The 18,490-nt window shown below is 55.3% G+C and carries 17 protein-coding genes; 16 read left to right on the top strand and 1 reads right to left on the bottom strand.

Going from position 1 to position 18,490, the window contains the following annotated elements; genetic code table 11:
• From rsmH to lpxC, 15 genes are all read left to right on the top strand, one after another.
• On the top strand, positions 1-942 hold the full coding sequence (gene rsmH, locus LJN55_RS19420) for a 16S rRNA (cytosine(1402)-N(4))-methyltransferase RsmH (RefSeq protein WP_133842309.1): 942 nt from the start codon (positions 1-3) through the stop codon (positions 940-942).
• Positions 939-1,259: a cell division protein FtsL gene (gene ftsL / locus LJN55_RS19415; protein ID WP_133842308.1), complete on the top strand. Its 321-nt coding sequence runs from the start codon at positions 939-941 to the stop codon at positions 1,257-1,259. Before rsmH ends, ftsL begins: the two co-directional genes overlap by 4 nt.
• Positions 1,260-1,274: 15 nt before the next feature.
• Entirely contained in the window at positions 1,275-3,041 is a 1,767-nt protein-coding gene (locus tag LJN55_RS19410) for a peptidoglycan glycosyltransferase FtsI (RefSeq protein ID WP_133842307.1), read from the top strand.
• The gene (murE, locus tag LJN55_RS19405; RefSeq protein ID WP_133842306.1) at positions 3,028-4,515 is read left to right on the top strand and encodes a UDP-N-acetylmuramoyl-L-alanyl-D-glutamate--2,6-diaminopimelate ligase; all 1,488 of its coding nucleotides are present in this window, start codon (positions 3,028-3,030) and stop codon (positions 4,513-4,515) included. Before LJN55_RS19410 ends, murE begins: the two co-directional genes overlap by 14 nt.
• A complete protein-coding gene (murF, locus tag LJN55_RS19400; RefSeq protein ID WP_227535071.1) occupies positions 4,512-5,873 on the top strand; it encodes a UDP-N-acetylmuramoyl-tripeptide--D-alanyl-D-alanine ligase in 1,362 nt (453 codons plus the stop codon). Before murE ends, murF begins: the two co-directional genes overlap by 4 nt.
• Positions 5,867-6,949 (top strand): phospho-N-acetylmuramoyl-pentapeptide-transferase, encoded by a 1,083-nt coding sequence (gene mraY, locus LJN55_RS19395; protein ID WP_133842304.1) that lies wholly within the window; start codon positions 5,867-5,869, stop codon positions 6,947-6,949. The genes murF and mraY overlap by 7 nt, the downstream gene beginning before the upstream one ends.
• 2 nt (positions 6,950-6,951) lie before the next feature.
• Positions 6,952-8,268: a UDP-N-acetylmuramoyl-L-alanine--D-glutamate ligase gene (gene murD / locus LJN55_RS19390; protein WP_227535070.1), complete on the top strand. Its 1,317-nt coding sequence runs from the start codon at positions 6,952-6,954 to the stop codon at positions 8,266-8,268.
• Positions 8,268-9,476: a cell division protein FtsW gene (gene ftsW, locus LJN55_RS19385; protein WP_133842302.1), complete on the top strand. Its 1,209-nt coding sequence runs from the start codon at positions 8,268-8,270 to the stop codon at positions 9,474-9,476. The genes murD and ftsW overlap by 1 nt, the downstream gene beginning before the upstream one ends.
• A 3-nt stretch (positions 9,477-9,479) precedes the next feature.
• Entirely contained in the window at positions 9,480-10,538 is a 1,059-nt protein-coding gene (gene murG, locus LJN55_RS19380) for an undecaprenyldiphospho-muramoylpentapeptide beta-N-acetylglucosaminyltransferase (protein WP_200641650.1), read from the top strand.
• A gap of 81 nt (positions 10,539-10,619) precedes the next feature.
• Positions 10,620-12,095: a UDP-N-acetylmuramate--L-alanine ligase gene (murC, locus tag LJN55_RS19375; RefSeq protein ID WP_227535069.1), complete on the top strand. Its 1,476-nt coding sequence runs from the start codon at positions 10,620-10,622 to the stop codon at positions 12,093-12,095.
• On the top strand, positions 12,088-13,008 hold the full coding sequence (locus LJN55_RS19370) for a D-alanine--D-alanine ligase (protein WP_227535068.1): 921 nt from the start codon (positions 12,088-12,090) through the stop codon (positions 13,006-13,008). The genes murC and LJN55_RS19370 overlap by 8 nt, the downstream gene beginning before the upstream one ends.
• 1 nt (position 13,009) lies before the next feature.
• On the top strand, positions 13,010-13,867 hold the full coding sequence (ftsQ, locus tag LJN55_RS19365) for a cell division protein FtsQ (protein ID WP_167863365.1): 858 nt from the start codon (positions 13,010-13,012) through the stop codon (positions 13,865-13,867).
• Positions 13,864-15,120: a cell division protein FtsA gene (gene ftsA, locus LJN55_RS19360; protein WP_048914885.1), complete on the top strand. Its 1,257-nt coding sequence runs from the start codon at positions 13,864-13,866 to the stop codon at positions 15,118-15,120. Before ftsQ ends, ftsA begins: the two co-directional genes overlap by 4 nt.
• A gap of 102 nt (positions 15,121-15,222) precedes the next feature.
• Positions 15,223-16,377: a cell division protein FtsZ gene (ftsZ, locus tag LJN55_RS19355; RefSeq protein ID WP_133842297.1), complete on the top strand. Its 1,155-nt coding sequence runs from the start codon at positions 15,223-15,225 to the stop codon at positions 16,375-16,377.
• Between the two features lie 103 nt (positions 16,378-16,480).
• On the top strand, positions 16,481-17,398 hold the full coding sequence (lpxC, locus tag LJN55_RS19350; protein ID WP_133842296.1) for a UDP-3-O-acyl-N-acetylglucosamine deacetylase: 918 nt from the start codon (positions 16,481-16,483) through the stop codon (positions 17,396-17,398).
• Between the two features lie 8 nt (positions 17,399-17,406).
• On the opposite strand, the gene LJN55_RS19345 is transcribed toward lpxC, so the two are convergent.
• The gene (locus tag LJN55_RS19345; protein WP_227535067.1) at positions 17,407-17,922 is read right to left on the bottom strand and encodes a DUF721 domain-containing protein; all 516 of its coding nucleotides are present in this window, start codon (positions 17,920-17,922) and stop codon (positions 17,407-17,409) included.
• 21 nt (positions 17,923-17,943) lie between these two features.
• Here LJN55_RS19345 and secM point away from each other — a divergent pair, with 21 nt between their 5' ends.
• The gene (secM, locus tag LJN55_RS19340) at positions 17,944-18,444 is read left to right on the top strand and encodes a secA translation cis-regulator SecM (RefSeq protein WP_159336885.1); all 501 of its coding nucleotides are present in this window, start codon (positions 17,944-17,946) and stop codon (positions 18,442-18,444) included.
• Positions 18,445-18,490 lie beyond the last annotated feature (46 nt).

The following is an 18,490-nucleotide window of genomic DNA, read 5'->3' as shown; positions in this document are numbered from 1 at the left end:
ATGCAGGATACTTTTAAACACACCACAGTGCTTTTAGATGAGGCGGTAAACGGCCTCAATATTCATTCTGACGGCATCTACATTGATGGCACCTTTGGGCGCGGTGGACACTCACGCCTGATCCTCTCCCAACTGGGTGAGCAGGGACGTTTGTATGCCATCGACCGCGATCCGCAGGCTATTGCCGCCGCTGCTGAGATCACCGATCCACGCTTCAACATCATTCATGGTCCTTTTTCCGCACTGGCAGAGTATGTCGAAGAGCGTGGGCTCACCGGAAAAATCGACGGGATCCTGCTGGATCTGGGAGTGTCGTCACCACAGCTTGATGATGCCGAACGTGGCTTCTCCTTCATGCGCGATGGGCCGCTGGATATGCGGATGGACCCAACGCGCGGTCAGTCGGCGGCCGAGTGGCTGCTGAAAGCAGAAGAAACAGATATTGTCTTTGTGCTGAAAACCTTTGGTGAAGAGCGCTTTGCCAAGCGTATCGCGCGCGCCATTGTTGAGCGTAACCGCGAACAGCCAATGACCCGAACCAAAGAGCTGGCGGACGTGATCTATGCGGCAACGCCAGTGAAAGACAAGTTTAAACACCCTGCCACGCGTAGCTTCCAGGCGATCCGTATCTGGGTGAACAGTGAGCTGGAAGAGATTGAGCAGGCGCTGAAAGGTGCACTGAGTGCATTGTCGCCGGGTGGACGTCTGTCGGTGATCAGCTTCCACTCGCTGGAAGACCGCATTGTGAAGCGTTTTATGCGTGAACAGAGCCGCGGTCCTCAGGTGCCTCACGGTATCCCGATGACTGAAGCACAACTGAACAGCCTGGGCGGACGTCGTCTGAAAGCCCTGGGGAAAATGATGCCTGGCGACACTGAAGTTGGTGACAACCCGCGCGCGCGCAGTTCCGTACTGCGTATTGCGGAGCGCACGGCGTCATGATCGGCAACGAACGTCACAGCCTGCCGGGTGTGATCGGCGGTGACCTGCTGCGCCATGGCAAGATCCCTCTGATCCTGCTGGTCGCCTCGCTGGTTTCAGCCGTTCTGGTGGTGACGACTGCGCACAAAACGCGCCTGCTGACCGCTCAGCGCGAGCAGCTGGTGCTCGAACGTGACGCCCTCGACATCGAGTGGCGCAACCTGATCCTTGAAGAGAATGCACTGGGCGATCACAGCCGGGTGGAACGCACAGCAACGGAGAAACTTCAGATGCAACACGTTGATCCTTCTCAGGAAAATATTGTGGTACAGCAATAAGGACACACGGACTCAATGAGAGCCGCAACCAAAACGCAGAAGTCGAAACGCACGGAAGATCAGGCCAGCTTTGTAAGCTGGCGTTTTGCGTTGCTGTGTGGCTGTATTTTTCTGGCGCTGGCAGGTCTGCTGTTACGGGTCGCGTATCTTCAGGTGATTAACCCTGACCGCCTGGTGCGCGAAGGGGATATGCGCTCGCTGCGCGTTCAGGCCATCCCAACCTCGCGCGGGATGATCAGTGACCGTGCGGGCCGACCGCTGGCGGTTAGCGTGCCGGTCAATGCGATCTGGGCCGATCCGAAAGAGCTGCACGACAAAGGCGGTATTACGCTCGACAGCCGCTGGAAAGCCTTATCCGATGCGCTTTCTATCCCCCTTGATCAGCTGGCGGCACGTGTTAATGCCAACCCGAATGGCCGCTTTGTTTATCTGGCGCGTCAGGTGAATCCGGCCATTGGCGATTACATCAAGAAACTCAAACTGCCGGGCATCTTCCTGCGTGAAGAGTCACGCCGCTATTACCCTGCCGGGCAGGTGACTTCCCATCTGATTGGTTTCACCAACATCGATGGACAGGGCATTGAAGGCGTTGAGAAAAGTTTTGATAAGTGGCTCACAGGTCAGCCGGGCGAACGTACGGTGCGTAAAGACCGTTTCGGCCGCGTGATTGAAGATATTTCAACGGTAGACAGCCAGGCAGCGCATAACCTGGCGCTGAGCATCGACGAACGCCTTCAGGCACAGGTCTATCGCGAATTGAATAACGCTGTGGCGTTTAACAAGGCGGAATCAGGTACGGCGGTGCTGGTGGATGTGAACACGGGAGAAGTGCTGGCGATGGCGAACAGTCCAGCCTATAACCCGAATAACTTGTCTGGTACCACCAAAGATGTGATGCGCAACCGTGCTATCACCGATATTTTCGAACCGGGTTCCACCGTCAAACCGATGGTGGTGATGACGGCGCTGCAACGTGGCGTGGTTCGTGAAGGTAGCGTACTGAACACGGTGCCTTACCGGATTAACGGCCATGAGATTAAAGACGTGGCGCGTTACAGCGAATTGACCCTGACCGGGGTACTACAGAAGTCGTCTAACGTCGGTGTTTCACGACTGGCGTTAGCGATGCCGTCCAATGCGTTAGTGGATACTTACTCTCGTTTTGGGTTCGGCAAAGCGACCAATTTGGGGTTGGTCGGAGAAAGCAGTGGCTTATATCCTCAAAAACAACGGTGGTCTGACATAGAGAGGGCCACCTTCTCTTTCGGCTATGGGCTAATGGTAACGCCGTTACAGTTAGCGCGAGTCTACGCAACAATGGGCAGCTATGGCATCTATCGCCCATTGTCGATTACCAAAGTTGACCCGCCGGTGGCGGGTCAACGCGTTTTCCCTGAAGCGCAGGTGCGCACCGTGTTGCACATGATGGAAAGCGTTGCTTTGCCCGGTGGCGGTGGCGTGAAAGCCGCGATCAAGGGTTACCGTATTGCGATTAAAACCGGTACGGCGAAGAAAGTCGGGCCGGACGGCAAGTACGTGAACAAATACATTGCTTATACCGCGGGTGTTGCACCCGCCAGCAACCCTCGTTTTGCACTGGTGGTGGTGATTAACGATCCCCAGGCAGGCAAATATTACGGTGGTGCGGTCTCTGCGCCCGTGTTTGGCGCCATCATGGGCGGTGTATTGCGCACCATGAATGTTGAGCCGGATGCGCTACCCACCAGTGACAAGAACGAGATGGTAACTAACAAGAATGAGGGATCGAGTGACCGATCGTAATCTGCGCGACCTACTGGCCCCTTGGGTGCCTGGCGCACCGGAGCTCCCGCTGCGTGAAATGACGCTGGACAGCCGTATTGCGGCATCCGGCGATCTGTTTGTGGCGATAAAAGGCCACGCGGCCGACGGGCGCCGTTTTATTCCTCAGGCGATTGCCCAGGGCGTGGCGGCAGTGATTGCCGAAGCCGAAGGTGAAGCTGAAGACGGACAGATCGTGCAGATGCACGGTGTGCCGGTGATCTTCCTCGCACAGCTCTCTCAGCGTTTGTCTGCGCTGGCCGGGCGTTTTTATCAGCAGCCTGGTGAGAAACTGAAGCTGATTGGTGTCACGGGTACTAATGGAAAAACAACCATCACTCAACTGCTGGCTCAGTGGGCGCAGTTGCTGGGCGAAACCGGTGCGGTGATGGGCACGGTGGGTAACGGTGTCTACGGACAACTGGCACCTGCGGAAAATACGACAGGCTCGGCGGTGGATGTGCAACACCTGCTGGCCTCGCTGGTGAACAAAGGCGCTACGCTGGCAGCGATGGAAGTCTCCTCACACGGCCTCGTGCAGCATCGTGTGGCTGCTTTGCCGTTTGCGGCAGCAGCGTTCACCAACCTGAGCCGTGATCACCTTGACTATCATGGTGATATGACGCGCTACGAAGCGGCTAAATGGCTGCTGTTCTCCGAGCATCAGGTGGGCCAGGCGATCATTAATGCGGATGACGATGTGGGTCGCCGCTGGCTGGAAAAATTGCCCGATGCCGTCGCGGTCACGATGGAAAATAATTTACAGCCAGGCTGCCGTGGGCGCTGGCTGAAAGCAACAGACGTTAACTACCACGATGGTGGGGCCTCTGTGCGTTTTGAATCCAGTTGGGGTAACGGCGAAATTGAAAGCCGCCTGATGGGTGCATTTAACGTCAGCAATCTGCTGGTGGCACTGGCTACGCTGCTGTCTCTGGATTATCCGCTGGCTGCACTGACCTCTACCGGCCAGCAACTGCTGCCAGTGACCGGGCGTATGGAAGTGTTCAGCGCACCGGGCAAACCAACGGTGGTGGTGGATTATGCCCACACGCCGGATGCTCTGGAGAAAGCGCTGGCAGCCGCACGACTGCACTGTAAAGGTCAGCTGTGGTGCCTGTTCGGCTGCGGTGGCGACCGTGACAAAGGTAAACGTCCGCTGATGGGGGCCATTGCCGAGCAGTTTGCCGATGTCGTGGTGATTACTGACGACAACCCACGCAGCGAAGATCCGGCGGCGATTGTTGCCGATGTACTGAGTGGACTGCTGGATGCGGGCCGTGCACGCGTGGTGATGGGACGTGCGCAAGCGGTCACTAACGCGGTAATGCAGGCGCAGGAAGGCGACATTGTTCTGGTGGCGGGTAAAGGCCATGAAGATTATCAGATCATCGGTAACCAGCGCTTTGATTACTCTGACCGTGTGACCGTCGCACGTCTGCTGGGAGTTCTCGCATGATTGCTTTTACGCTACGGCAACTGGCAGACATCACCGGCGGCACGCTGTATGGCAGCGACCTGACGATGGATGCGGTCACCACGGATACCCGTAAGGTCACCGCAGGCTGTCTGTTTATCGCCTTGAAAGGCGAACGCTTTGATGCACATGACTTTGTTGCTGATGCATTCACCTCGGGTGCGCTTGCGTTATTAGTGAGTAAGCACTTACCTGTCGCCGTGCCGCAGGTGGTGGTGGCGGACACCCGTATTGCACTGGGCCAGCTGGCAGGCTGGGTCCGTCAACAGTCCGGTGCCCGCGTTGTAGCGCTGACCGGTTCTTCTGGCAAGACCTCCGTGAAAGAGATGACGGCCGCTATCCTGCGCGAGTGTGGTGAGACGCTGTATACCGCCGGAAACCTGAATAACGATATCGGTGTGCCACTGACGTTGCTGCGTCTGACAACCGATCATCAGTATGCGGTGATTGAACTGGGGGCTAACCACCAGGGCGAGATCGCATACACCACTGAACTGACCCGGCCGGAAACGGCGCTGGTGAATAATCTTGCTGCCGCGCATCTGGAAGGTTTCGGGTCGCTGGCGGGCGTGGCGAAAGCCAAAGGTGAGATTTTTAACGGCCTGCCGCTGCATGGCACTGCGATTATCAACAACGACAGCAACGACTGGCCGCACTGGCAGCAGGCGCTGCATGCCAAAACGGTCTGGCGTTTTTCGCCCGAGCAGCAGGCTGACAGTGATTTTTATGCCACGGACGTGACATTTAGCACTCAGGGCACGCAGTTCACCTTACATACGCCGAAAGGCGATTTGGCGGTGATGCTGCCGCTGCCGGGGCGTCACAATATTGCCAACGCGCTGGCCGCCAGTGCACTGGCGTTATCGGTTGGCGCGCCGCTGAGTGCAGTAAAACAAGGGCTGAGTTCGCTGCAAGCCGTTCCGGGGCGTCTGTTCCCGGTGATCTTGGGTGCGGACCAGTTGCTGCTGGACGACAGCTACAACGCCAACGTGGGTTCGATGACCGCCGCCGCACAGGTACTGGCTGAGATGCCGGGTTATCGCGTGATGGTCGTCGGCGATATGGGCGAACTGGGGGCTGAGGCCGCCGAGTGCCACCGTCAGGTGGGTGTAGCCATACAGGCCGCAGGTATCGACAAAGTATTAAGTGTAGGTTCACTCAGCCAGGACATCTCTGATGCCAGCGGTGTGGGTGAGCACTTCCGTGATAAGGCAGCACTCAGCGCGCGTGCGCGTGAGCTACTGTCACAACATCAACAGATTACCGTATTGGTTAAAGGTTCACGCAGTGCTGCGATGGAGCAGGTTGTGCAAACCTTACAGGAGAAAGGCGCATGTTAGTCTGGCTGGCCGAGCATCTGGTCACATTTTATTCCGGCTTTAACGTCTTTTCGTATCTGACGTTTCGCGCCATTGTCAGCCTGCTGACCGCGCTGTTTATCTCCTTGTGGATGGGGCCGCGAATGATTGCCCGCCTGCAGGAAATGTCTTTTGGTCAGGTTGTACGTAACGACGGCCCGGAATCGCATTTCAGCAAGCGCGGCACGCCGACGATGGGCGGGATTATGATCCTCACTGCCATCACGATTTCAGTGCTGCTGTGGGCCTATCCTTCCAATCCGTATGTCTGGTGCGTACTGTTCGTGCTGTTAGGCTATGGCGCCGTTGGCTTTGTGGATGACTATCGTAAAGTCGTGCGCAAAGACACCAAAGGCTTGATTGCCCGCTGGAAATACTTCTGGCAGTCGGTGATTGCGCTGGCTGCGGCTTTCGTGATGTACATGATCGGCAAAGATACCCCGGCGACCGAACTGGTTGTGCCGTTCTTTAAAGACGTGATGCCGCAACTGGGGCTGCTGTATCTGCTGCTGGCTTACTTTGTGATTGTCGGCACCAGCAATGCGGTCAATCTGACGGATGGCCTTGATGGCCTGGCGATTATGCCCACCGTTTTTGTTGCTGCGGGATTTGCCCTGGTGGCCTGGGCAACGGGTAACGTGAAGTTTGCTGAGTATCTGCATATTCCGTATCTGCGCCATGCCGGTGAACTGGTGATTGTCTGTACCGCGATTGTCGGTGCGGGCTTAGGGTTCCTGTGGTTCAACACCTACCCGGCACAGGTCTTTATGGGCGATGTGGGGTCACTGGCGCTGGGCGGCGCGCTGGGAACTATCGCCGTGCTGCTGCGCCAGGAGTTCCTGCTGGTGATCATGGGCGGTGTGTTTGTGGTGGAAACGCTGTCGGTGATCCTGCAGGTCGGGTCGTTCAAACTGCGCGGGCAACGTATTTTCCGCATGGCGCCGATCCACCATCACTATGAATTGAAAGGCTGGCCAGAACCTCGCGTCATCGTGCGTTTCTGGATCATTTCACTGATGCTGGTGCTGATTGGCCTGGCAACACTGAAGGTGCGTTAATTATGGCTGACTATCAGGGTAAAAAAGTGGTCATTATCGGGTTGGGTCTGACGGGCCTCTCCTGTGTTGATTTCTTTGTCTCACGCGGCGTAACGCCACGCGTGATGGATACCCGTGTCGTGCCACCGGGGTTGGAAAAGCTGCCGGAAAACGTCGAGCGCTGGTTGGGTTCGTTAAATGATGACTGGCTGCAAAGTGCCGATCTGATTGTTGCCAGCCCGGGTATGGCGCTGAGCCATCCTTCGCTGATGGATGCCGCCGATGCGGGGGTGGAAATCGTTGGCGATATCGAGCTGTTCTGCCGTGAAGCGCAGGCACCGATTGTGGCTATCACCGGTTCCAATGGGAAAAGCACCGTCACCACGCTGGTGGGAGAAATGGCGAAAGCGGCGGGCTGGCAGGTGGGTGTCGGCGGCAATATTGGTTTGCCAGCGCTGATGCTGCTGGACAACCCCGCGCAGCTGTATGTGCTTGAGCTCTCCAGCTTCCAGCTGGAGACCACCGTCAGCCTTCGGGCGGCAGCGGCCACGATCCTCAACGTCACTGAAGATCATATGGATCGCTATCCGCTGGGAATGCAGCAGTATCGCGCCGCTAAGCTACGTATTTATGAAAATGCCGCCGTCTGCGTGGTGAACGCTGACGATGCGATGACCATGCCAGTCCGCGGAGCGGATAAACGCTGTGTCAGCTTTGGTGCTGATGTGGGCGATTATCATCTTAATCGCCAGCAGGGCAGTGTCTGGCTGCGCGTGAAAGGCGAGAAAGTCTTAAACACCGACGAAATGCACCTCGTCGGTCAGCACAATTATACCAATGCCCTGGCGGCACTGGCGCTGGCCGATGCCGTGGGCCTGCCGCGAGCCACCAGCCTGAAAGCATTAACCACCTTTGGAGGCCTACCACACCGCTTCCAGCTGGTGCATGAACACAATGGCGTACGCTGGATTAATGACTCCAAGGCCACCAATGTCGGCAGCACAGAAGCTGCGCTGAATGGTTTACAGGTGAAGGGAACGTTGTGGTTGCTGCTGGGCGGTGATGGCAAATCGGCGGATTTCAGCTCGCTGAGCCGCTATTTGCAGGGCGACCGTATCCGTACTTACTGCTTTGGCCGTGATGGTGCAGCGCTGGCCGCCTTGCGTCCGGAGATTTCAGTGCAGACGGAAACGATGGCTGAAGCGATGCAACAGATTGCCGACCAGGTTCAGCCGGGTGATCTGGTGCTGCTCTCTCCCGCCTGCGCCAGCCTGGACCAGTTTAAGAACTTTGAGCAGCGTGGTGACGCCTTTGCTCAACTGGCGCGGGAGGCAAACTGATGCGTGTACCGGGTCTGAGCCTGGCCGGTGGCCTCTCCGAACGCCTGAAATCCTGGGTGATGGGATCGCGTGAAAGCGATACCAACTCTATCGTGTTGTATGACCGTACCCTGCTGTGGCTGACCTTCGGCCTGGCGATTATTGGTTTCGTGATGGTGACGTCCGCATCGATGCCGGTAGGGCAGCGCTTGTCTGACGACCCGTTCTATTTTGCCAAGCGTGATGCCTTCTACATTGCGCTGGCGCTGGGGATGTCGCTTGTCACCCTGCGCATCCCGATGGATTTCTGGCAGCGTTACAGCAATATCATGCTGCTGGCCTCCGTGCTGATGCTGTTGATCGTGCTGGTGGTGGGGAGCTCGGTCAACGGGGCTTCGCGCTGGATCGCTCTTGGGCCACTGCGTATTCAGCCTGCAGAATTATCGAAGCTGACGCTGTTCTGTTACCTCGCCAGCTACCTGGTGCGCAAGGTAGAAGAAGTACGTAATAACTTCTGGGGCTTCTGTAAGCCAATGGGTGTGATGGTGGTGCTGGCTGTGTTACTGCTGGCCCAGCCTGACCTTGGCACGGTGGTCGTGCTGTTTGTTACTACGCTGGCCATGTTATTCCTGGCGGGGGCGAAACTGTGGCAATTCCTGGCGATTATCGGCTCCGGCATTTTTGCTGTGTGTTTGCTGATTGTTGCTGAACCTTACCGAATGCGTCGTGTGACCTCCTTCTGGAATCCCTGGGAAGATCCCTTTGGCAGTGGTTACCAGTTAACCCAATCGTTGATGGCCTTTGGCCGAGGCGAATTCTGGGGGCAGGGATTAGGTAATTCTGTGCAAAAACTGGAGTATTTACCTGAAGCACACACCGATTTTATCTTCTCGATTATCGGTGAAGAACTGGGTTATATCGGTGTGGTTTTAGCCCTGTTAATGGTATTCTTCGTCGCTTTTCGCGCGATGTCCATCGGACGTCGTGCTTTAGAGCTCGATCAGCGTTTTTCGGGCTTTCTGGCGTGTTCTATCGGTGTCTGGTTTAGCTTCCAGGCGTTGGTAAACGTTGGGGCCGCAGCGGGCATGTTACCGACCAAAGGTCTGACGTTGCCGCTGATCAGTTACGGTGGATCGAGTCTGATTATTATGTCGACCGCTATCGTATTTTTATTACGCATAGATTATGAAACGCGCCTGGCGAAAGCGCAGGCGTTTAGCAGAGGGTAGTCGATGAGTGGAAAGCGACTGATGGTGATGGCAGGCGGTACTGGCGGGCATGTTTTTCCCGGGCTGGCGGTCGCACACCATCTGATGGCGCAGGGCTGGCAGGTGCGCTGGCTGGGTACCGCTGACCGAATGGAAGCGGACTTAGTGCCGAAGCATGGTATCGACATTGATTTTATCCGCATTAGCGGACTGCGTGGCAAGGGGATTAAAGCGTTGCTGGCTGCGCCATTGCGTATCTTCAATGCCTGGCGCCAGGCGCGGGCAATTATGAAAGCCTGGAAGCCGGATGTCGTGCTGGGGATGGGCGGTTATGTTTCTGGTCCCGGCGGCCTGGCGGCCTGGAGCTGTGGCATCCCGGTGGTACTGCACGAACAGAACGGCATTGCCGGCTTAACCAACAAATGGCTGGCAAAGATTGCTACTACCGTAATGCAGGCCTTTCCCGGCGCTTTTCCCAAAGCGGAAGTGGTGGGTAACCCGGTGCGGACCGATGTGCTGGCTCTGCCATTACCGGCGGTACGTTTAGCCGGACGCGAAGGCCCGACCCGCATACTGGTCATTGGCGGCAGTCAGGGGGCGCGCGTGCTTAACCAGACGATGCCTCAGGTGGCAGAGTTGCTGGGCGATGACATCAGTTTGTGGCATCAGGTGGGTAAAGGGGCACTCGAGGCGGTCAATCAACATTATGCTCGTGTGAACCAGACGCAACATCGGGTGTCGGAATTTATCGACGATATGGCCAGTGCCTATGCCTGGGCCGATGTGGTGGTGTGTCGTTCCGGTGCGCTGACCGTCAGTGAAGTGGCTGCAGCAGGTTTACCGGCGATCTTCGTGCCATTCCAGCACAAAGATCGTCAGCAGTACTGGAATGCTCTGCCGCTTGAGCAAGCCGGAGCCGCCAAAATTTATGAGCAGCCGGAATTTACCGCCGAGATAGTGGCTGCCACTCTGGCTCGTTGGGATCGCGCAACGTTATTGCAGATGGCTGAAAAAGCGCGTGCGGTGGCGATCCCGGATGCAACTGAGCGTGTCGCAGCTGAAGTCAGCAAAGCGGCAAAATAATTTCCAGGGGTCGGGCATACCCGACCTGATTGAGAATAGTAGGGGCCAGGCATGCCTGGCCCGCAGCAACACAGGTAAGAGATGAATACACAGCAACTGGCAAAACTGCGTTCGATCGTGCCCGAGATGCGTCGCGTCCGGCACATTCACTTTGTTGGCATCGGTGGTGCTGGCATGGGTGGTATTGCCGAAGTGTTAGCGAACGAAGGATATGAAATCAGTGGGTCAGACCTGGCACCGAATGCGGTGACGCAGCATCTGAGCGCGCTGGGGGCGACCATTTACTTTAACCATCGCTCGGAAAACGTCAGTGATGCCAGCGTCGTGGTGGTGTCTACCGCGGTATCGCAGGACAACCCGGAAGTGGTTGCTGCACGTGAAGCCCGCATCCCAGTGATCCGCCGTGCGGAAATGCTGGCTGAACTGATGCGCTTCCGCCATGGCATTGCGGTTGCGGGTACGCATGGCAAAACGACCACCACCGCGATGGTGTCGAGCATTTACGCTGAAGGCGGCCTCGACCCGACGTTTGTTAACGGTGGGCTGGTGAAAGCGGCAGGGACGCATGCGCGCCTTGGCAGCAGCCGCTACCTGATTGCAGAAGCCGATGAGAGCGATGCATCATTCCTGCATTTGCAGCCGATGGTGGCGATTGTGACAAATATCGAAGCCGATCATATGGATACTTACCAGGGCGACTTCGAAAATTTAAAGCAGACGTTTATTAACTTTCTGCATAATTTGCCGTTTTATGGGCGTGCAGTGCTGTGTGTGGATGATGCGGTGATCCGCGATTTGATCCCACGCGTTGGCCGCCAGATTACCACCTACGGCTTTAGCGATGACGCTGATGTGCGCGTTGAGAACTACGAACAGCGCGGGGCGCGTGGGCACTTTACTCTGGTGCGCCATGATAAACCGCTGATGCACGTTACGCTGAATGCACCAGGTCGCCACAATGCGCTGAATGCAGCAGCCGCGGTGGCGGTAGCGACGGAAGAGAACATTGAGGATGAAGATATCCTCAGTGCGCTGGAGAGCTTCCAGGGCACCGGACGTCGCTTTGACTTCCTCGGTGAGTATCCGGTGACTGACACCAAGGGGCAGAGCGGTACCGCGATGCTGGTGGATGATTATGGCCATCATCCAACGGAAGTGGACGTCACGATTAAAGCAGCACGTGCAGGATGGCCGGATAAAAATCTGGTGATGATCTTCCAGCCGCACCGGTATACCCGTACCCGCGATTTATATGATGATTTTGCTAATGTTTTGTCGCAAGTTGATGTGTTGTTGATGCTGGATGTCTATGCTGCTGGTGAGTCGCCGATTCCCGGGGCAGACAGTCGCTCCCTGTGCCGTACTATTCGTGGTCGCGGCAAGGTTGACCCTATCCTGGTCTCAGACCACGATGCGGTATTGGAAATGCTGTTGCCAAAACTGTCCGGCAACGATCTGATTCTGGTTCAGGGTGCCGGTAACGTTGGACGTATTGCCCGCACCTTGTCCGAGCAAAAGTTACAACTGCAGACGATTAATGAGGAACATCATGGCTGAGAAAATAGCGGTATTGCTGGGTGGAACCTCCGCAGAACGTGACGTATCGCTGTTATCTGGCGCTGCGGTACTGAAAGGTTTGCAGGAAGCAGGCATTGATGCACATCCTGTAGATATTCGCGATGTGCCTGTTTTACAACTGAAAGAACAGGGCTTTGATAAAGCCTTTATCGCCCTGCATGGCCGTGGCGGTGAAGATGGGACATTGCAGGGCGTGCTGGAGTTTCTCAACATTCCCTACACCGGCAGTGGCGTTATGGCTTCGGCCATCACCATGGACAAACTGCGCAGTAAGTATCTGTGGCAGGGCTGCGGTTTACCGGTTTCGCCGTTTGTTGCCCTGACGCGTAAGCAGATGGATGAGGGGCTGACGCCTGAGGAACTGGCAAGCATCGATGCGCTTGGCCTGCCGCTGTTCGTTAAACCAAGCCGTGAAGGGTCGAGCGTAGGTATTTCGCGGGTGAATGAAGCCTGGCAATTCCCTGCGGCACTGGATGAAGCTTTCCGTCATGACGATGAAGTGCTGGTTGAAGCATTTCTTAGCGGGCCGGAGTATACAGTGGGCGTGATTGGTGAAGAAATCTTACCTTCTATCCGTATTCAGACCGCCAGTGAGTTCTATGACTATGAAGCAAAATACATTTCTGACGATACTCAGTACTTCTGCCCATCTGGGCTGAGTGCGGAGCAGGAAGCGGAATTAAGTGAACTGGTGATCGCGGCATGGCGTGCACTGGGTTGCAGCGGCTGGGGCCGTGTTGATGTGATGATGGGTGGCGACGGGCGTTTCTATCTGCTCGAAGTCAATACTTCCCCGGGAATGACCAGCCACAGTCTGGTTCCGATGGCGGCCAAACAGGCTGGCATGAGCTTTTCACAGCTGGTGACGCGCATTCTGGAACTGGCCGACTGATATGTCTCAGGCTGCTCTGAATGTCCGCAACCGTGAAGCGCAAGAAAAAGCACGCCCCGGTACCGGGCGCAGCAACGGTTCGCGCCTTGCTGGGATCGTTTTCCTGCTGATGGTCATGGGTGTGATGCTGGCTGGTGGTTTTGTGGTGTTGAAGTGGATGAACGATGCCTCCAGGCTTCCGTTGTCGAAGCTGGTGGTCACCGGTCAGACGCATTACACCACGAACGATGACATCCGCCAGGCGATTTTGTCGCTGGGTGAACCCGGCACATTTATGTCGCAGGATGTGGATGTTATTCAGCAACAGATTGAACGCTTGCCGTGGATTCAGCAGGTGAGCGTACGTAAGCAGTGGCCGGACGAATTAAAAATTCATCTGGTTGAGTATGTCCCGGTTGCACGCTGGAATGATGTGCATATGGTTGATGCAGAGGGTAAATCGTTTAGCGTTCCAGCCAGTCATCTCGGCAAAGAAGTGATGCCAATGTTGTATGGCCCTGAAGGCAGCGAGTCCGAAGTGTTAACCGGCTTCCACCAGATGAGTGATGTTCTGGCGGCCAGTAAATTGAAATTGAAAGCGGCATCCATGACCGCACGGCGTTCATGGCAGTTGGTGCTAGAGAATGATATCCGGCTTGAGCTGGGGCGAAACGAAGACATGAAGCGGCTGCAACGCTTTATCGAGTTATACCCCACCCTGCAACAGCAGGCTCAGTTGGATAACAAGCTTATTACCTACGTTGATCTGCGTTACGACTCTGGCGCAGCAGTAGGATGGGCACCAGCACCTATCGTGGCCGCTGACAGTAATCAGCAACAGCAACAAACTCAGGCACAGGCACAGGCTAAACAACAATGATCAAGTCGACGGACAGAAAACTGGTAGTTGGACTCGAGATAGGCACCGCGAAGGTGGCCGCCCTGGTAGGGGAAGTTCTGCCTGATGGCATGGTGAATATTATCGGGGTGGGCAGCTGCCCGTCTCGTGGGATGGATAAAGGCGGGGTCAATGACCTGGAATCGGTAGTCAAATGCGTTCAGCGTGCTATCGACCAAGCCGAACTGATGGCTGATTGCCAGATTTCGTCTGTTTACCTTGCATTATCGGGCAAACATATCAGTTGTCAGAACGAAATAGGGATGGTTCCTATTTCCGAAGAGGAAGTGACACAGGAAGATGTGGAGAATGTGGTACACACCGCAAAATCCGTCCGTGTTCGTGATGAACACCGCATCCTCCATGTTATTCCGCAAGAATATGCGATCGACTATCAGGAAGGGATCAAAAACCCGGTCGGATTATCCGGGGTGCGCATGCAGGCGAAAGTGCATCTGATCACCTGTCACAATGATATGGCGAAGAACATCGTCAAAGCGGTAGAACGCTGTGGCCTGAAAGTGGATCAGTTAATTTTCGCCGGGCTGGCCTCCAGCTTTGCCGTATTGACTGAAGATGAACGCGAGCTGGGCGTCTGCGTGGTTGACGTGGGTGGCGGCACAATGGATATCGCTGTGTATACCGGTGGCGCGCTGCGCCATACCAAAGTGATCCCGTACGCGGGTAACGTGGTCACCAGCGATATCGCCTACGCCTTCGGCACGCCGCCGACAGATGCTGAAGCGATTAAAGTTCGCCACGGCTGTGCACTGGGTTCCATTGTCGGCAAAGACGAAAATGTGGAAGTCCCCAGTGTGGGTGGCCGTCCTCCACGCAGCCTGCAACGTCAGACGCTGGCAGAGGTTATTGAACCGCGTTACACCGAGCTGCTGAATCTGGTGAACGACGAAATCCTGCAATTGCAGGAGCAGTTACGCCAGCAGGGCGTTAAACATCACCTCGCGGCCGGTATCGTACTGACGGGTGGCGCAGCACAGATTGAAGGATTGGCGGCTTGCGCCCAGCGTGTATTCCACACGCAGGTGCGCATCGGACAGCCGTTGAATATCACGGGGTTAACGGATTACGCGCAGGAGCCGTACTACTCAACAGCGGTTGGCTTACTGCACTACGGAAAAGAATCTCACCTTAACGGTGAGGCAGAAGTAGAAAAAAGAGCCTCAGTGGGTAATTGGTTCAAGAAAATCAACAGCTGGCTGAGAAAAGAGTTTTAATTTTTACCAAAGGGGATCATGCTGTACCTAAGCAATTTTTACGTTGCAGGTATAGACTTATTGGTGATCTCCAGGCGAACAGGCACATAACGGAGAGAAATTATGTTTGAACCTATGGAATTAACCAACGACGCGGTGATTAAAGTCATCGGCGTCGGCGGCGGCGGCGGTAACGCTGTTGAGCATATGGTGCGTGAGCGTATTGAAGGCGTTGAGTTCTTCGCGGTAAATACCGATGCACAGGCACTGCGCAAAACGGCAGTAGGCCAGACCATTCAGATTGGTAATGGCATTACTAAAGGCCTGGGTGCGGGTGCAAACCCGGAAGTGGGCCGTAACTCTGCAGAAGAAGATCGTGAAGCACTGCGTCAGGCACTGGAAGGTGCAGACATGGTGTTCATCGCCGCAGGTATGGGTGGTGGTACCGGTACAGGTGCTGCGCCGGTTGTGGCGGAAGTGGCTAAAGAACTCGGCATTCTGACCGTTGCTGTAGTGACTAAACCCTTCAATTTTGAAGGGAAGAAGCGCATGGCGTTTGCCGAGCAGGGGATTGCCGAGCTGTCGAAGCACGTCGACTCACTGATCACCATTCCAAACGACAAGCTGCTGAAAGTACTGGGTCGTGGTATCTCTCTGCTGGACGCATTCGGTGCGGCTAACGACGTGCTGAAAGGTGCAGTGCAGGGTATCGCAGAACTGATTACCCGTCCGGGCCTGATGAACGTCGACTTTGCTGACGTGCGCACCGTGATGTCCGAAATGGGCTACGCGATGATGGGTTCAGGCGTGGCGTGTGGCGAAGACCGTGCTGAAGAAGCCGCTGAAATGGCGATCTCAAGCCCACTGCTGGAAGATATCGACCTGTCAGGCGCACGTGGTGTGCTGGTTAACATCACTGCAGGCTTTGACCTGCGTCTGGATGAGTTCGAAACCGTGGGTAACACTATCCGTGCTTTCGCTTCTGATAATGCCACCGTTGTTATCGGTACATCGCTCGATCCAGAAATGAATGACGAACTGCGCGTCACCGTGGTGGCAACCGGTATCGGCATGGACAAACGTCCAGAAATTACCCTGGTGACCAGCAAACAGCCGACTCAGCCGCTGATGGACAACCGTTATCAGCAGCACGGAATGGCCCCGCTGCCGCAGGAACAAAAACCTGCTGCGAAAGTGGTTAATGATCCGGGTGCACAGACGAACAAAGAGCCTGATTATCTGGATATTCCGGCCTTCCTGCGTAAGCAGGCAGACTAAGAATAACCTGAGAAATTGGGATTCTTCGCTCTTTGTGTTAAAGTGTTTGCCCGTCAGTGAAGTAAACTGACGGTCGGATGACTAATTTTTGCGAGATAATACGATGATCAAACAACGGACATTAAAACGTATTGTTCAGACGACTGGCGTCGGTTTACACACCGGCAAGAAAGTCACGCTGACGTTACGCCCTGCGCCGGCTAATACCGGGGTCATCTATCGTCGCACTGACTTGAATCCACCGGTTGATTTCCCGGCTGATGCCAAATCCGTGCGTGATACCATGCTCTGTACTTGCCTGGTTAATGAGCATGACGTACGTATTTCAACGGTCGAACATCTGAATGCAGCCCTTGCGGGACTTGGCATTGATAATATCGTGGTGGAAGTGAACGCGCCTGAAATTCCTATTATGGATGGCAGCGCCGCACCCTTTATCTATCTGCTGATGGACGCGGGTATTGAAGAACTGAACAGCGCCAAGAAATTTGTTCGCATCAAGCAGCCTGTCCGGGTTGAAGATGGCGACAAGTGGGCTGAGCTTTCGCCGCACAACGGTTTCTCACTGGATTTCACCATTGATTTTAACCACCCGGCAATTGACTCCAGTTCACAGCGCTACCGCATGGACTTCTCTGCAGAAGCCTTTGCGCGTCAGATCAGCCGTGCTCGTACGTTTGGCTTTATGCGCGACATCGAAGCATTACAGTCCCGTGGCCTGTGCCTTGGCGGCAGTTTTGACTGTGCAATCGTGGTGGATGATTACCGCGTATTGAACGAAGATGGTCTGCGCTTTGAAGACGAATTCGTCCGTCACAAAATGCTGGATGCGATCGGTGACCTGTACATGTGTGGCCATAACATTATTGGTGCGTTTACCGCATTCAAGTCTGGCCATGCGCTAAACAACAAGCTGTTACAGGCTGTTCTGGCGAAACAGGAAGCCTGGGAATGGGCAACGTTTGAAGACGAAGCTGCACTCCCGGTGAAATTCAAGGCACCAAATCTGGTTCTGGCGTAAGCCTGAACTTACTTATTACGACTGGTTGAGCTGGTACCCTCTCCGGCCAGCGAGGCCAGTCGTTCTAATATTCTCTTCAGTTTTTCCGGGCTCTGGCTCGCGACACTTCGCAACATTTCTGCACTGTGCTCACTAATCTGTCGTAACGGCGGTTTTTCTGCGTCCTTTGCCTGATTGCTTATTTCTTGTACAGATTCCTGACCTTTTGCCGCCAGCGAAGGATTTATCCTGATGTCGATTGACGTCAATGATGGTAATATTTGCGCACGTAAAGCTGACAGCAGACTGGATTGTTCATAGCGTAAGCGCATCAACCAGCTGGCATTAGCCGTTTCGATGACCAGAATCCCCTGACGGAAGTTTGCCACACGGCACCAGGGATGCAGTTGAGCGGGGATGACACCCTGCACTGCGCGATTCAATTTGTTCAGGGCAATGGCACGTTGCTGCACGTTTTGCAGCACGCTCTGGTCCTGGGCCATATCGAAAAAACTTTCAATTGATTGTGGGCGACTATCTCGCATAGCAAGCTCCGGCGGAACACAGTGATCGGTATTCTTAATCGTTGGCGACAATTTGGCAGACGCTATTTCTGGCCGCATCTCCTTTTGGGGATGGTCGCGGCGAGTCTTGGGCTGCCTCAAGCGTCAGCGCACGAGCGTACTACCTTAGCAGAAACCTCGTCACGAAGCCTGAATATTGGCACCGCCGCACGCTTTGACAGCCTGGCATTGCTCGAAAGTGCTCGACGCCCATCATTCAGCGTAGACTACTGGCATCAGCATGCTATCCGCACGGTCATCCGTCATCTGTCGTTTACGCTGACACCATCGGTGTCACCCGCAGCGGTTGCCGAACAGCCCCACGAAGCGCATAAACTGGCGCTGCTGGATACGCTCAACGCGCTGCTGACTCACGAAGCCAAACCGCCGGTCATTATTCGCTATACAGCCCAACGTCAGGTCGAAGCTGCACCCCGTCATCAAACCGGCCTCTGGCTGGCTCAGGTTCAGGGCATTCGTGCCGGACCCGTTCTCATCTCTTAATTCATAAAAAACAGTCTGTTTAAAATCAAACGTTAAGTGCCCATCA

The organism is Erwinia rhapontici (genome assembly GCF_020683125.1).
GTDB classification, from domain to species: domain Bacteria; phylum Pseudomonadota; class Gammaproteobacteria; order Enterobacterales; family Enterobacteriaceae; genus Erwinia; species Erwinia rhapontici.
Note: the sequence above shows the minus strand (reverse complement) of the source record. Positions and strands in the feature narration are given on the sequence as shown.

What these genes read in the sequence shown, in the direction of transcription:
- rsmH (WP_133842309.1), top strand. Translation starts at nt 1, where the DNA reads ATGCAGGATACTTTTAAACACACCACAGTGCTTTTAGATGAGGCGGTA.
- ftsL (WP_133842308.1), top strand. Translation starts at nt 939, where the DNA reads ATGATCGGCAACGAACGTCACAGCCTGCCGGGTGTGATCGGCGGTGAC.
- LJN55_RS19410 (WP_133842307.1), top strand. Translation starts at nt 1,275, where the DNA reads ATGAGAGCCGCAACCAAAACGCAGAAGTCGAAACGCACGGAAGATCAG.
- murF (WP_227535071.1), top strand. Translation starts at nt 4,512, where the DNA reads ATGATTGCTTTTACGCTACGGCAACTGGCAGACATCACCGGCGGCACG.
- mraY (WP_133842304.1), top strand. Translation starts at nt 5,867, where the DNA reads ATGTTAGTCTGGCTGGCCGAGCATCTGGTCACATTTTATTCCGGCTTT.
- murD (WP_227535070.1), top strand. Translation starts at nt 6,952, where the DNA reads ATGGCTGACTATCAGGGTAAAAAAGTGGTCATTATCGGGTTGGGTCTG.
- ftsW (WP_133842302.1), top strand. Translation starts at nt 8,268, where the DNA reads ATGCGTGTACCGGGTCTGAGCCTGGCCGGTGGCCTCTCCGAACGCCTG.
- murG (WP_200641650.1), top strand. Translation starts at nt 9,480, where the DNA reads ATGAGTGGAAAGCGACTGATGGTGATGGCAGGCGGTACTGGCGGGCAT.
- murC (WP_227535069.1), top strand. Translation starts at nt 10,620, where the DNA reads ATGAATACACAGCAACTGGCAAAACTGCGTTCGATCGTGCCCGAGATG.
- LJN55_RS19370 (WP_227535068.1), top strand. Translation starts at nt 12,088, where the DNA reads ATGGCTGAGAAAATAGCGGTATTGCTGGGTGGAACCTCCGCAGAACGT.
- ftsQ (WP_167863365.1), top strand. Translation starts at nt 13,010, where the DNA reads ATGTCTCAGGCTGCTCTGAATGTCCGCAACCGTGAAGCGCAAGAAAAA.
- ftsA (WP_048914885.1), top strand. Translation starts at nt 13,864, where the DNA reads ATGATCAAGTCGACGGACAGAAAACTGGTAGTTGGACTCGAGATAGGC.
- ftsZ (WP_133842297.1), top strand. Translation starts at nt 15,223, where the DNA reads ATGTTTGAACCTATGGAATTAACCAACGACGCGGTGATTAAAGTCATC.
- lpxC (WP_133842296.1), top strand. Translation starts at nt 16,481, where the DNA reads ATGATCAAACAACGGACATTAAAACGTATTGTTCAGACGACTGGCGTC.
- LJN55_RS19345 (WP_227535067.1), bottom strand. Translation starts at nt 17,922, where the DNA reads ATGCGAGATAGTCGCCCACAATCAATTGAAAGTTTTTTCGATATGGCC.